We start from the raw sequence: 13,032 nt of genomic DNA, 5'->3' as shown, positions 1-13,032 counted from the left end.
CACGCGTTTTTTACATAAGCATGCTGCGCTGCAATGTCGTCGCATTCCGTAGCGACCTTGATCGGGTGTCGCGTGGTTGAGTCTGTTCGAGCACCGATAACCATACATGCCGACCGACGGCTTAAAAACTGGACTGCGAAACTGCAATGCACGGCGCGCGATCAGCTGTCACAACGTCCAGAGGCATCGTCGCTATCGCACGACCTCCCTAATGCGGCACGAATGTTCGCGATCGGCAAAAGCGACGCGGGCGGTGCAAGTAGTGTTGACGCCCTTGCACGATCATCAGTGCTGATAGGCCGTAAAACATGAAAACCAAAAAGAGCGAATCCAATCGATGGGTGCTGCCGACACTGCTGTTGGCAGGCACGCTGGCGGTATTCGGCGCTGCACAGGCATCAGCCGTCACGCCTGCGCCATCAGCGACCGCTGCTGTTCCTGCGAATGAGACCTATCGACCAGGGCAGAAATGGAGAGTCCCGAGGGAGTGGGAATTCACCGTTGATTCCGCACGCGTGGCCAAGGTGAAAATTCCCAATCATGGCGGCGGCTCCTGGGTTCCTACGCAAGTGATCCTGCTGACCTATCGCTACAAGAACGTCGGATTCGACGACAGCGCCAACAACAAGGACGGCGGCCCGTCGACGCTGGCGTTTTCGAAAGCGCATATCGACGTGTTCGATGCCAACGATGCCGACAACCGCGGCGCAGGCAATTACCCCGTGCGCATCACGCTCGTCGAAGACGCTGACGGTCAGAAGATCGGGCAGGAGATGGTGGGCGCGCAGTGGCCGTACGCCTTCAAGAAGAAGGTCAGGGCGGTCAAGGTGACGGTGAGTCACTACGACTCCAAGCTGAAATTGCATGAAGCGACCTTCCTGGTGCCGGTCGAGGGCGCTCGGCAATCGACGCGGCATGCGAACAGGCACCTTCGCTACCGCTGATCTTCGTTGCGCCAGTTTGCGCGGGCATGCGGCCGGCATGGGTGCGGTTGCGAGCGATCACGTGTCGGTGGCTTCGGCGGCGCGGCGCTCCAGGCGACAGAGCGGGCGTTGGCCTTGGCGATGGATCATCGCCTGCCTGCTGCCTGCTGCCTGCTGCCTGCAGTGCGCATGCGCATTGCGGAACGATTGCAGTGCCACGCTGGCGCAGTGGTCATGGCGCTGCGGGTCATCTGTCTTGATGAAGCATGCCGCGTCGTCGGCCCGGCCTCTGCATCGGGCAGCGACGGTGTCTGATCCACAGACAACCGCCACCGCGCTGCAGCCCGACGCCGTGGTGGCGATCATTCCGCAGCACCGCGCTCGGTCCCCTGCGGTGCGGTGGTTTCATCGTCGGTTGCAAACCGGTATGTTCCGGTAGGCACGTCGTTGTGCGTCGCAATATGCTAGCCCGCACGTGCGGCCGTCTCTTCTTTCCGGGTTTTTCATGCATTCGATCGATGTCGTCCTCGCCATGTTGCTGGCGGTCGCGGCCAGCGGTTATGTCATCCGCATCCTGCCGTTCTCGCTGCCGTTGCCGTTGGTCCAGATCGCGCTAGGCGCGGTGATCTCCGGCGTGTTCGATGCGGGGCACGAACTGCAGCCGGAACTGTTCTTCCTGTTGTTCTTGCCGCCACTGCTGTTTCTGGATGGCTGGCGCATTCCCAAACAAGGCCTGTTCCGCGATAAGGCGGCGATCTTGGAACTGGCATTGGGGCTGGTCATCTTTACCGTGCTTGGCGCCGGCTTCTTCATCCATTGGCTGATTCCGGCGATGCCGCTGGCAGTGGCGTTCGCGCTGGCGGCGATCATTTCACCCACCGACCCGGTGGCGGTGTCGTCGATCGCCTCCAAGGTGTCGATTCCCAAGCGCCTGATGCACATCCTGGAAGGCGAGTCGCTGCTCAACGATGCGTCGGGCCTGGTGTGCTTCCAGTTCGCGGTGGCCGCGGTGCTGACCGGTACCTTTTCGATCGCCACCGCGTCGCTCACCTTCCTGTGGGTGGCGCTGGCCGGGCTGGCCCTGGGCGTGGCGACCACCTTCGGGTTGAGCCGGGTCCAGGCCTGGATCTGGCGCCACTTCGGCGAAGAACCCGGTTCGGCGATCCTGGTCAATCTGCTGACGCCGTTCGCCGCCTATCTGCTGGCCGAAGCCTTCCATGCGTCGGGCATCCTGGCTGCAGTCGCGGCCGGCATCACCATGAGCTACGTGGAAATGGCCGGTAACGCGCCGGGCAACATGCGCCTGCAGCGCTCGGCAGTGTGGGACACGGTGCAGTTCACCTTCAACGGCATCATCTTCGTGCTGCTGGGCGAGCAACTGCCGGGCATTCTGGACGGTGCGGTGCGCAGCGTGCAGGAAGCCGGGCACCTCAATCCGTGGTGGCTGGCGGTGTACGTGGCGACCATCAGCGCCAGCCTGATGGCATTGCGTTTCGTGTGGGTGTTCCTGTCGCTGCGCTGGAACATCTTCAAGGCGCAGCGACGCGGCGAGGCGCATGTCAGCCCGCCGTGGCGGATCGTGGTGGCGGTGTCGCTGGCTGGCGTGCGCGGCGCGATCACCCTGGCAGGCGTGCTCACGCTGCCGTTGATGCTGGAAGACGGCTCGCCGTTCCCGGCCCGGCAGTTGGCGATCTTCCTGGCTGCTTCGGTGATCCTGGTGTCGTTGCTGGTGGCCAGCGTCGCGTTGCCGCAGCTGTTGCGCGGGCTGGAGCTGCCCGAAGAAGAAGACGAGCAGCTCAAGGAAGACCTGGCAGTGAAATCCGCTTCGCAGGCCGCGCTGGATGCAGTGGAAAAATTGCGGCAGCGGCTGGTGGACGGCAGTAAACATGCCGAGCGCTACAACGCGGCGGCCAATCAGGTCAGTCAGCGCTATCAGCGCAAGCTGGGCGCGGTGGACATGGCCGAGACCGATCCGGAAGAGGCGGTTGCCTACGAAAAGGCGCTGCGGCAGTTTCGGCATGCGGCGTTGGTGGCCGAGCGCAACGAGCTGTTCAAGCTTGCGCGCCGCCACGAAATTTCCGACGACTTGTCGCGCCGGCTGGTGCGCAATCTGGATCTGATCGAGTCGCGTAAGCGCGCTTGAGCGCGCGGGAATCGGGAATGGGGAATCGCAAGAGCCAGAGCAGTGGCGCCGTTTCTTGTGGGAGCGCACCCGGGCGCGACGGGGCTGTCCAGAAAACGCATCTCGCGCCCGGGTGCGCTCCTACGACACCGCGCGCCACAAGGATGTAAGCAGCGCAGCCCGTGAGCGGACGCAACGCGCAATCTGCCGGTCTTGTCCGTGTGCAGCGGGGACCAAGCACCAGGCACATATGGGTCGGGAGACAGCATCCCATCTGCGCCACTCCCATCGTCACGGCGCACCGCCTACCCTGTGGCGCTTATCGTCTCTCGTGTCGGACCCATGACTTCGATCGTTTCCATCCAGGGCTTGAGCAAGACCTACGCTGGCGGTTTCCAGGCGCTCAAACAGGTGGATCTTGAGATCCGGCGCGGCGAGATCTTCGCGCTGCTCGGCCCCAACGGTGCCGGCAAGACCACCTTGATCAGCATCGTCTGCGGGCTGATCAACCCCAGCACCGGCACCGTCCTGGCCGACGGCCACGACATCGTGCGCGACTACCGCGCCGCGCGCGCCAGCATCGGATTGGTGCCGCAGGAACTGGCCACCGATGCGTTCGAAACGGTCTGGGCCACGGTGCGTTTCAGCCGCGGGCTGTTCGGCAAGCCGGCCAACCCGCAATACCTGGAAACCATCCTGCGCGAGCTATCGCTGTGGGACAAACGCAACAACAAGATCTCCACGCTCTCCGGTGGCATGAAGCGGCGTGTGCTGATCGCCAAGGCGCTGGCGCACGAGCCGCGCATCCTGTTTCTGGATGAGCCCACCGCCGGGGTGGACGTGGAGCTGCGTCACGACATGTGGCAGATGGTGCGCCGGCTGCGCGAGCAGGGCACCACCATCATCCTGACCACCCATTACATCGAAGAGGCCGAAGACATGGCCGACCGCGTCGGCGTCATCAATCGCGGCGAGCTGGTGCTGTTGGAAGACAAGCACACGCTGATGCGCAAGCTCGGCAAGAAGCAGCTGACGTTGAGCCTGCAATCTCCGCTGCAGGCAGTGCCCGCCACGCTGGCGGACCTGCCGCTGGAACTCTCGGCCGATGGCAACAGCCTGATCTACACCTTCGACACCCAGGCCGAGCAGACCGGCATCGGCGCGTTGCTGCGCCGGCTCAACGAGCAGGGCATCGATTTCAAGGACCTGCATTCGAGCGAAAGTTCGCTGGAAGAGATCTTCGTCAACCTGGTGCATGGTGCACGTCAGCCGGAGGTGCGCGCATGAACCTGCATGCGATTGCGGCGATCTACCGGTTCGAAATGGCGCGCGCGTTCCGTACGCTGACCCAGTCGATCGCCTCGCCGGTGTTGTCGACCTCGTTGTACTTCGTGGTGTTCGGTGCGGCGATCGGCTCGCGCATGGGCGCTATCGACGGCATCAGCTACGGCGCCTTCATCATTCCCGGGCTGGTGATGCTGTCGCTGCTCAACGAGAGCATTTCCAATGCCTCGTTCGGCATCTACATGCCGCGCTGGGCCGGCACGATCTACGAGGTGCTGTCCGCGCCGGTGGCGTGGTGGGAGATCGTGATCGGCTACGTGGGCGCGGCCGCAACCAAGTCGGTGATGCTGGGGCTGTTGATCCTGCTGACCGCGCGGCTGTTCGTGCCCTACGAGATTGCCCACCCGGTGTGGATGCTGGGCTTTCTGGTGCTCACCGCGCTGACCTTCAGCCTGTTCGGTTTCATCATCGGCATCTGGGCCGATGGCTTCGAGAAACTGCAGGTGATTCCGTTGATGGTGGTGACGCCGCTGACCTTCCTGGGCGGCAGTTTCTACTCGATCAACATGCTGCCGCCGCTGTGGCAGAAGGTCACACTGTTCAACCCGGTGGTGTACCTGATCAGTGGCTTCCGCTGGAGTTTCTACGGCAAGGCCGACGTGCATATTGCGGTGAGCACCGGTATGACGTTCGTGTTCCTGCTGGTGTGCCTGGGCGTGGTGGCGGCGATCTTCCGCAGCGGCTATCGGCTCAAGGCCTGAGTCGTGCCGGTTCCGGTGTCGCCGGAGTCGTGCGTTGTCGCGCGGCGGACTGCGCGGCGCCGCGATTGACGGCGCTGTAGGGCATCGGCGTATTGGCCGCGCTGGCGCGCGTGTTGGGCGCGGCGATTTCTCCGTCGCGCGGTTACTCGGCGGCTGGCTTGGCGTCGTTTTTGGTGTCCAGGTAATAGGCCGCCACTTCGCCCTTGATCTTCATCGTCATCGGGTTGCCGCGACGGTCGCGCGCCTTGCCGACCTGCACCTTGATCCAGCCTTCGCTGACCGAGTATTCCTCCACGTTGTCGCGTTCGACACCGTTGAAGCGCACGCCGACGCCGCGATTGAGGGCTTGCGCATCGTGGAACGGGCTGCGCGCGTCGATGGCCAGGTGATCGGGAGGGGTATCGCTCATGGGAATGGCGTCATGGCGGCCGGGATAGCCGTCTTCGGCTGCACAGGATACGGACCTGCGCCGTGAAGACCAGCCTCGGCGATGCAGTTGCGTGCGCGCATCGGTTTGCTTGCGCGCCATCAGGCCTCACACTTGCGTCTTGTGATCTGTGGAAGTGAGACCGTGATGCCCGACAACAGCGCCGACTACGATGAGCCCGATGACCTGAGCGGCGACAGCGACGACGATCCGGACACTCATCATGGACTGATCTGGAACCTGCTGCTGCTGATCAATCCAGGCGACGAAGAGACCGCGCTGCGCCAGTTCGATGCCTATCGCGAGAGCGCCGGCGAGACCGAAGGCGATGCGTGGTTATGGGCGCTGAAGGATGCGATCGACTGGCGTTCCGGGTTCTTTGTAGATGGGAGCGATAGCGAAACGCTGATCAGTGCGATCGACGAACTGGCCGCGCGCTGGAACCTGCGGATCGACTGGGGCGGCGACATCGACGATGACGACTTCCTGGCCGCCAACGACACCGCCGCGCTGCTGACGGTGGCCTACGACCGCCTGCGCGAATACGGCTACACCCTGTGGTGCTGGGATACCGGCAGCGACGACCGCGCCGGCTGGATGGCGCTCAGCCGCAACGACGAGGACATGCAGCGGCTGGCCGCGATCCTGGGCGCGGATCTGCGTCCGGGCAGCGATCCGTTCTAAGGGCGGCTAACAAAACGTCTTGCAGGCCGCTGCCGCCCGGGCCGTAGCCCGGGCGGCGTCTGCTGTGCAGGTCAGCTCTTGGCCGTCTTGACGACCGCCGGCGAGCCCACGGTGGCCCCCCCTCTGTTCAACGCGACCACGTACATCGTGTAGAAGGTGTTCGGCTTAAGTCCGCCGAGCGTATAGCGTGTGCCGCGCGACACCGCATAGGATGTGTACGCACCGGTGGCGTTGTCCTGCGCGATGATCGCATAGCCGGTCGCGGTGTTCGTGGCGGTCCATTGCACCGTGCTGGTTGTGGCCGTGGTGCTGGCATGCACGCCGCGCGCCTGGTTCGGTGGGGGCGTGCTGCTGTCATGAACCTCCAACAGAGAGTCGACCAGCAGCGAGGACGACAGCATCGATCCCAGACCGGTGACATTGTCGTAGCCCTGGCCGGCGTTGAAACCCGCCACGCCGTCGAACAGGTTGGCGTTGCCATTGTTGCCATCGAGCACGTCATTGGTGTCAAAGGACACCGTGCCCTTGAGACCTTCGTAGAGGAACGGATTGGCGAAGCCGATCCGGCCCAGTCCGGCAGCCTGGTGCGCCTGGTCGGCGATGGACATGAAGCTGGCCCAGATCGGTGCCGAGACGCTGGTCCCACCCAGAGTGATCCAGCCGCCTTCCAGCGCCGAATAGATCGCTACCGGTGTCTTGGGCTGGCCACTGCAGCGATGTCGGGCACATTGCGGCGCGCGGACGATCCCTGGTTCGCAGCGGCGATCGAGACGAGTTTGCCGTCGGCGCCCGGAACCAGTTGGTAGTCCGGTAGCGGCCAGTAGCTGCTGATGCCGCCACCGGTGGCGCCGTAGCCTGCGCCAAGCTGGTTCCAGGCCTCCTCGCCAAAGTAGCCGCCGGTGGGCTCGGTGAACAGCGTCGTGCCGCCCACCGACGTCACCAACGGCTGGCTACCGGGGTCCTCGACATGCAGGCCGCTGCCGCTGCGCCCGTAGGCACCTTGATCGCCCGAACTGACATAGACCCCCTGGCCCTGCGCCACCATCTGGGCCAGCACCTGGCCTTCTGCGGCCAGCGCGGCGTCGCCCATGAATTCCTCGTCGATCCCATAGGAAATGCTGACCGTCTGGGCGGTGTTGTCGTCGGCCATGGCACCCAACGACGACAGCAGGGCTACCGGGAACGGGTCGTCGCCTTCCTCGTAGACCTGGATCTGCCGCAACTGCGGGTTCACGGCGATCGCCATGTCGATGTCCAGCGCGGCTTCGACGGCGACGCTTGGATCGTTGACGGCACCGGCATAGCCATTGACGTTGCGCACCTTCACCGGCACGTTCGGCAAGCCGAACTGCTTGACGTAGGTGGCGATGTCGCTGGGCAGGAAGCCGCCTTGCTCGAACAGGGCCAGGGTCTCCTGCTTGCCCGCGGCCAGTTGATCGGGAATGTCATAGGCACGGCGCAGGTCCTGCGGACTCAGGCCACCGTTGGGGCCGTGGCCGATGGCCTGGGTGGCATCCGGCGAACCGCGGCGGGCGCCAGTTTCGGCAATGGCGGCGCGTGCCGCCAGATCGGTCGGCGCGCGGATGGCCAGCGGTGCGAAGCGGACGGTGTCGTGCAGTCCGACGATGCCGCCGACATGCCCGGCCAGCGCGCTGGGCAATTGCGGTTGTCGATCTGCCGAAAAGAACGTCTTGCCGTCGCTGCGTTGGTAGCGATTGAAGGTCACGCCCAGATGCTGTGCGAACGTGGCCGCCGATGCCTTCAAGGTGATCAGCGAGCCCGCGCCGCCGACGCTGCTGACCTGCATGCCATGCGCCTGCGCGAAGGCCTTGACCGCAGCGATGGCGTCCTGGCGCGCACCGAAGCGGGCGGTGAATTCCGCCGGCGTCAGGTAATGGCCATAGAGCGCATCGCCTGGACGCGAGACGCGCATTGCATAGTCGTAAGCGCCTGCGCCGTCCTTCAACGGCAGGGTCATCACCAGGCTGATCGCGGTGCTGGGTGCCAACGCACCGAGCTTTTGCGCGCTGCGCAACTGCGCAGGCAAGTGGGCGAGTGGTGCGGCGTCCTGATGCGCGGCCGGCGTGGCCGACGGCGCGGCGATCGCCGGTGCGGCAACACCGGCGAGAACGGCAAGGCAGGTCAGGTGCAGCGGTGCGCGTTGGAATCTAGAACGTTTCTGCATGGGAGATCCTCGTTTGGATGGATGAGCACAACGTTGTCGGGCGGCAGACATGAAGCGAACTGCTGCATGCCTGCCGCGCCGGAGCGATGCCCGCTAGATCACTGCCGGGCCATCAAGGACACATTGCTGAAACCGCCGTCGCCGCCGACCAGCTTGATGAAGTAGGTGCCGGCCTGTGGCGATGGCAGCCGCACCGTCTGCGCATTGCCGGCGCGGACCGAGCGCAGGTCGTAGCTGCTGGTGGTGGGTTCGGCCCCGAACTTCACGTACACGGCGACATTGCCGCCGCCGCCGTAGGAGATCACGTTCAACGGCGTCCCCGCGGTGGCGGTATAGCTATACAAGCGCTCCTCGTCGACACCGGCACTTTGCGCGGTGAGCGGCGTGCGGTTGCTCAATGGGATCGTCAACGGCTTGCAGGTGCTGCCGCTGCAATTGTTGATGACGTAGTCCATCGCCGCTGTCGCATCGACGATGCCGGTGCCGATCGGGGTCGCCGCCGGCGGTGCAACGGGGAATGCGCGTGCGGTCTGCCGCAACACCGCTTGCAGTTGCGATGGGCGGAGCGGTGTCTTGCCAGCGCTCGCCAACGCGCTTTGCACCAATGCAGCGACGGCTGCGACATGCGGCGCGGCCATCGAGGTTCCGGCCTCACCGCGATAGTTGTATTGACCGGAGGTTGGAGTGGTCTTGCCGCTATAACCGGTCGACAGGATCAGCCCGTCCCAGCCGTCATTACCGGTGTCGTCGGTCGCGCCGCCGCCCGGTCCTGAAAGGTCGACGACCGATCCGAAGTTGGAATAGAACGTGATGCCGCCGGTGATGCGGGTGGCACCCACGGTAATCACGTTGCTGCAGCTGGCCGGGCTGAATTGCGCTGCGTCGATGGCATCGTTGCCGGCGGCCACCACCACCGTGGTGCCGTTGGCGACGGCCGTATTGATCGCCTGCTGCGTATTGCTGTCGCAGCTGCCGGGGCCGCCCAGGCTCATGCTGATCACTTCGGCCGGATGGGTATTGTCCGGCACGCCATCGACGTGTCCGCCCGACGCCCACACGATCGCATCGGCGATATCCGAGGCCATGCCGCCGCATTGCCCGAGCACGCGGATCGGCAGGATCTGCGCGTCGTGCGCGGCGCCGACGCCGCCAATGCCGTTGTTGGTCAGTTCGCCGATCGTGCCGGCAGTGTGGGTGCCGTGCCAGGTACTATCGCCCGCCCTTTGCAGGCAGGAATTGTTGTCTTCGATCCAATCGCCATAGTCGAGCGCGCCGGGGACGCGGTCGTCGGTGGCGCGACGAGACACCGTTGCGTTGCTGATGAAGTCGTAGCCCGGCAGGATGTGGTCGTTGTTCTTCAGGTCGGGATGGTCGGGCAGGATGCCGGTATCGATCACCGCCACCACCACACCGGCGCCGGTGGAGGTCTGCCAGGCCTTGGGCGCGCGGATTCCGCCCGTGCTGTCCTGCATATGCCATTGATACTTGGCGTAAAGCTTGTCATCGGGTGCCGGCGGATCGGTGTCCTGCGCCGTTGCACGCGCCTGTGCCGGCAGTACGGTCGACCCAACCATATCGAGCACCGGCTGCATCATCCGATCGAATTGCGCGTATTCCACTGCCGGATCGGCACGTAGTTCGGTCATCAGCTTGGTTTGCTCGGCAGCAGTCAGGTGACCGGTCAGGCGCAGCACGCTGGCGCCGGTGCCGGTGGTGCGCAGGACGCGCGCAGCCACCGGCGCGCTACGCGCTGCGTTGCTGCTCAGAGGCAACACATTGGCGCGGCGTGCAGCCGACGACAGGATGGATTCGCGCAGCGCGTTGGAGCCGATGGTGGGTTTGTATTTGATGATGAGGCGGCCGGCCGCGGGTGAGCCGGCGGGCGCCGGGCTGTCGACCAGGCCACGTTGTTCCAGCAGCGCATCGGCCGCATGGAGTTGGAAAGGGGCAGTGGCGAGCAGGGCACTCAGCAACAGCGTCCGGAGCGGCGGAGAGGCGGTGTTCATGGGCGAAATTCCAGGAGATAGAGAGAGATGGCGGTGCGTGCGGTGCAGGCTCACAGATCCATGCCGAAGCCCAGGCCGGCGGAGGAATCGCTGCCGCTGAAGGCGCCGCCCAGGCTGAAGGACGCGCGCTCGCCGATCTTGCGGGCGTAACCGATCGACAGTGCATGCTCGCTGCTCTGGAAGCCGGCGCCGACGGAGATACGTCCACGTTCGCTTTGCGTGCCGGCCGCATTGATGGCCATGTTGAGCATCGCCGAGCTCATCGCGCCGAGTCGGTCGATGCGGCGATCCATGCTCTGGAAGCGGCGCATGCTGTCGTTGTGCAATTGCGTGAAGCTGTCGCTCAGCGCCGACACCCGGCTGTCGGTATAGCTGTTGGCCGAACTCAAGGTGCGCGCATCGCCCGCAGAGACCTGGGCGACGTTGGCCGCGTCGGTGTCGGAACGGCCGGCGGCCACGTTGGTGATCTGCCGCTCGGCGCCGGCGCTGCCCACCGAGACCGTGTTGGCGCGATCGGCCACCGCGCCACGTCCCAGTGCCACGGCGTTGTCGGCCGACACCTGGGCGTTCTGGCCGACCGCGGTCCCGGAGGCCGCGGTCACGCTGGCGCTTTCGCCCAGCGCGACGGCATTGGTGGCCTGCGCCGCGATGCTGGTATTGGCGCCCACCGCCGTACTGCCGTCGGCGTTGACCTTGGCATTGGCGCCCACCGCGGTGTCCTGCGGGCCGTAGGCCAGCGACGCAGCGCCGACCGCCAGGCCGTTCTGTCCGTTGGCGGTGGCCCCCGATCCCACTGCCACGGCGTTGGTGCCTGCACCGACGGTCGGCGCCTGCGTCCCGGCGCCGCTGCCGACGGCCATCTCGCCGCCGGCGACGGCCGTCATGCTGCCTAGCCGGTTGCCGAAGCCGATCAATGCCGAATCGATGGCGCCCATCGCACCGCTGATGTCGGTATAGGTCTTGCCGCCGATCAGATAACTGCCGCCGAGCAGGTTGCCCTGGCCATCGAACACGCCGCTGGTGCCCAGTGCGGAGGCCACGCTGCGCAACTGCCCCAGGTTGACCGCATCGGTATCTTCGGTGCCGGCGGCCAGGCTGGTGATCTGTCGCGTCAGTCCGGACGCAAGATCGCCCACCGACACGCTGTAGCTGCGGGTCGCATGCGAGAAGGCGCCCAGGGCCACCGCGCTGACCGGAGCGCGGTTCCAGGCATCGTCCACCCAGTCTCCGACCTTGGCGCCATAGCCGATCGAGGTGGCATCGACGCCATCGGTGCGGGTGGCCGCGCCCAGCGCGGTGCTGTTGGGGTTGAACCAGGAGCTGACGGCGCCGGAGCCCAAGACCACACTGTTGGCGGTCAAGGCCGAGCTGTTGTGACCCAGCGCGATCCCTTCCTGCTCCTGTACCAGGGCATAGGCACCCAGCGAGACCGTGTTGGGAGCGAACGAGCCGGCGCTGTGGCCGATCGCCACCGAGTTGGTGTTGCCCGGCAGATTGGGGAAGACGTTGGAGTTGTAGCCAATGGCGATCGCGTAGTTGGATTGCGTGGCCGCGCCTGCGCCCAGCGCGACCGCACCGACACCGGTGGCCGCGGTCAGGCTGCTGCTGTTGCCGGCCGACTCTGCGGCGGTGCTGACGCCGCCGATGGCCACGCTGTCGACCCCGCTGGCCAGGGCGTTGACGCCCATGGCCACGGTGCTGGTGGCAGTGGCGCGGGCGAAGTAGCCGTTGGCGGTTGACAGATAGCCCGAGGCCACCGACAAGCCGCCCACTGCGGTCGATCCTTCTTCGAACGCACGGGCGCGGTAGCCCAACGCTGTGCTTTGCACGCTGCGCGCTTCGCTGCCACTGCCCACCGCGGTGGCCAGCGCGGCGGTGGCCTTGGCGCCGCCGCCCAGCGCCACCGCACCGAATCCGCTGGCCTCGGTGGAGTCCTGGTGACTCCCGATGATCTCGCCGGAATCGTTGTAGTCGAACACCTGGGTCGTGCCGCCGATGGCAACGGCCGATTCGCCGGTTGCCGCAGATGCGTAGCCGGTGGCGATGGCGTTCTTGGCCGTCACCGTGGCACCGGCACCGAGCGCCACGCCGCCTTCGCCGAGCGCATTGCTGGCCTCGCCGATGGCCACCGCATAGGGCTCGCCGGCGAAGGCGCCGACGTCCTCGGACGGGTCGCTGCCACCGACGATCTGCAGATGCTTGCCGATATCGTCGGCCGCGTCCTGCGGCGTGGTGTCGACGGTGCTTGCCTGGTTCGTCGGGTTCACGGCTGCTGGCGCCGGCGTGGCGGCATGTGCAGTAGCGACACCACTGGCCAGGAACAGAACGGTGACGATGGCGCGTGTGAGCGAGCGCCGCAGTGGAGGCGAGATGCAGGCAGTGTTGCCTGCAAGGCGGGAAGCGGAGAGGTGAGCGCGGTGCGGGCTCGGTGCATGGTCAGGCAGGAAGCTCATCGATATCCCCAGGAACGTGGTGGAAGGAGCGACTGGCGCTGCCCGACTCCAGGACATCCCCCTGTCGATGTGGAGTTCCGTCGGCATGCGCGAAGTGCGTCAAAAATTTGTCATGCGCCCCCCGGGCTGTCACCAAACGACGATTGCATCCACTCACCGCCGATGTGAGCATCTGAAGTTGTCGAGG

10 protein-coding genes are annotated in these 13,032 nt (G+C 65.5%); 5 read left to right on the top strand and 5 right to left on the bottom strand.

Annotation, left to right across the window (positions count from 1 at the left end; genetic code table 11):
- Nucleotides 1–359: 359 nt before the first annotated feature.
- The 4 genes from XBLMG947_RS10865 (at nucleotide 360) to XBLMG947_RS10845 (ending at nucleotide 5,090) form a co-directional block, all read left to right on the top strand.
- Nucleotides 360–944, top strand: coding sequence for a hypothetical protein (locus XBLMG947_RS10865; RefSeq protein WP_245228155.1), 585 nt, complete (start codon nucleotides 360–362; stop codon nucleotides 942–944).
- Nucleotides 945–1,428: 484 nt separating this feature from the next.
- Complete coding sequence (locus XBLMG947_RS10855; protein WP_065468541.1) at nucleotides 1,429–3,066, top strand: Na+/H+ antiporter; 1,638 nt, start codon at nucleotides 1,429–1,431, stop codon at nucleotides 3,064–3,066.
- Nucleotides 3,067–3,387: 321 nt separating this feature from the next.
- On the top strand, nucleotides 3,388–4,332 hold the full coding sequence (locus XBLMG947_RS10850; protein ID WP_065468539.1) for an ABC transporter ATP-binding protein: 945 nt from the start codon (nucleotides 3,388–3,390) through the stop codon (nucleotides 4,330–4,332).
- The gene (locus tag XBLMG947_RS10845; RefSeq protein WP_065468537.1) at nucleotides 4,329–5,090 is read left to right on the top strand and encodes an ABC transporter permease; all 762 of its coding nucleotides are present in this window, start codon (nucleotides 4,329–4,331) and stop codon (nucleotides 5,088–5,090) included. Before XBLMG947_RS10850 ends, XBLMG947_RS10845 begins: the two co-directional genes overlap by 4 nt.
- A gap of 142 nt (nucleotides 5,091–5,232) precedes the next feature.
- Here the strand turns inward: XBLMG947_RS10845 and XBLMG947_RS10840 are convergent, their stop codons facing one another.
- Nucleotides 5,233–5,499 (bottom strand): DUF3297 family protein, encoded by a 267-nt coding sequence (locus XBLMG947_RS10840; RefSeq protein ID WP_065468535.1) that lies wholly within the window; start codon nucleotides 5,497–5,499, stop codon nucleotides 5,233–5,235.
- Between the two features lie 165 nt (nucleotides 5,500–5,664).
- On the opposite strand from XBLMG947_RS10840, the gene XBLMG947_RS10835 reads away from it, so the two are divergent.
- Entirely contained in the window at nucleotides 5,665–6,201 is a 537-nt protein-coding gene (locus tag XBLMG947_RS10835) for a DUF6630 family protein (RefSeq protein WP_065468658.1), read from the top strand.
- Between the two features lie 71 nt (nucleotides 6,202–6,272).
- Here the strand turns inward: XBLMG947_RS10835 and XBLMG947_RS23625 are convergent, their stop codons facing one another.
- The 4 genes from XBLMG947_RS23625 to XBLMG947_RS10820 all read right to left on the bottom strand — a co-directional run bounded on the left by XBLMG947_RS23625 (nucleotide 6,273) and on the right by XBLMG947_RS10820 (nucleotide 12,845).
- Nucleotides 6,273–6,809, bottom strand: a complete 537-nt coding sequence (locus XBLMG947_RS23625) for a fibronectin type III domain-containing protein (RefSeq protein WP_245228154.1) — start codon at nucleotides 6,807–6,809, stop codon at nucleotides 6,273–6,275.
- 77 nt (nucleotides 6,810–6,886) lie between these two features.
- Nucleotides 6,887–8,386, bottom strand: a complete 1,500-nt coding sequence (locus XBLMG947_RS10830; RefSeq protein WP_245228153.1) for a S53 family peptidase — start codon at nucleotides 8,384–8,386, stop codon at nucleotides 6,887–6,889.
- A 98-nt stretch (nucleotides 8,387–8,484) separates the two neighbouring features.
- Nucleotides 8,485–10,392 carry a S8 family serine peptidase gene (locus XBLMG947_RS10825; protein WP_065468533.1) on the bottom strand — a complete coding sequence of 636 codons (1,908 nt, stop codon included), beginning with the start codon at nucleotides 10,390–10,392 and terminating at the stop codon, nucleotides 8,485–8,487.
- A gap of 50 nt (nucleotides 10,393–10,442) precedes the next feature.
- Nucleotides 10,443–12,845: a YadA family autotransporter adhesin gene (locus XBLMG947_RS10820; RefSeq protein WP_065468531.1), complete on the bottom strand. Its 2,403-nt coding sequence runs from the start codon at nucleotides 12,843–12,845 to the stop codon at nucleotides 10,443–10,445.
- Nucleotides 12,846–13,032 lie beyond the last annotated feature (187 nt).

The organism is Xanthomonas bromi (assembly GCF_900092025.1).
In the GTDB taxonomy this organism is placed as follows: domain Bacteria; phylum Pseudomonadota; class Gammaproteobacteria; order Xanthomonadales; family Xanthomonadaceae; genus Xanthomonas; species Xanthomonas bromi.
Note: the sequence above shows the minus strand (reverse complement) of the source record. Positions and strands in the feature narration are given on the sequence as shown.

Excerpts from the sequence above, each read along its gene's own strand:
- XBLMG947_RS23625 (WP_245228154.1), bottom strand. The coding sequence starts at position 6,809 with ATGTCCATCGCCGACCAGGCGCACCAGGCTGCCGGACTGGGCCGGATC.
- XBLMG947_RS10830 (WP_245228153.1), bottom strand. The coding sequence starts at position 8,386 with ATGCAGAAACGTTCTAGATTCCAACGCGCACCGCTGCACCTGACCTGC.
- XBLMG947_RS10840 (WP_065468535.1), bottom strand. The coding sequence starts at position 5,499 with ATGAGCGATACCCCTCCCGATCACCTGGCCATCGACGCGCGCAGCCCG.
- XBLMG947_RS10820 (WP_065468531.1), bottom strand. The coding sequence starts at position 12,845 with ATGAGCTTCCTGCCTGACCATGCACCGAGCCCGCACCGCGCTCACCTC.
- XBLMG947_RS10825 (WP_065468533.1), bottom strand. The coding sequence starts at position 10,392 with ATGAACACCGCCTCTCCGCCGCTCCGGACGCTGTTGCTGAGTGCCCTG.
- XBLMG947_RS10835 (WP_065468658.1), top strand. The coding sequence starts at position 5,665 with ATGCCCGACAACAGCGCCGACTACGATGAGCCCGATGACCTGAGCGGC.
- XBLMG947_RS10855 (WP_065468541.1), top strand. The coding sequence starts at position 1,429 with ATGCATTCGATCGATGTCGTCCTCGCCATGTTGCTGGCGGTCGCGGCC.
- XBLMG947_RS10850 (WP_065468539.1), top strand. The coding sequence starts at position 3,388 with ATGACTTCGATCGTTTCCATCCAGGGCTTGAGCAAGACCTACGCTGGC.
- XBLMG947_RS10845 (WP_065468537.1), top strand. The coding sequence starts at position 4,329 with ATGAACCTGCATGCGATTGCGGCGATCTACCGGTTCGAAATGGCGCGC.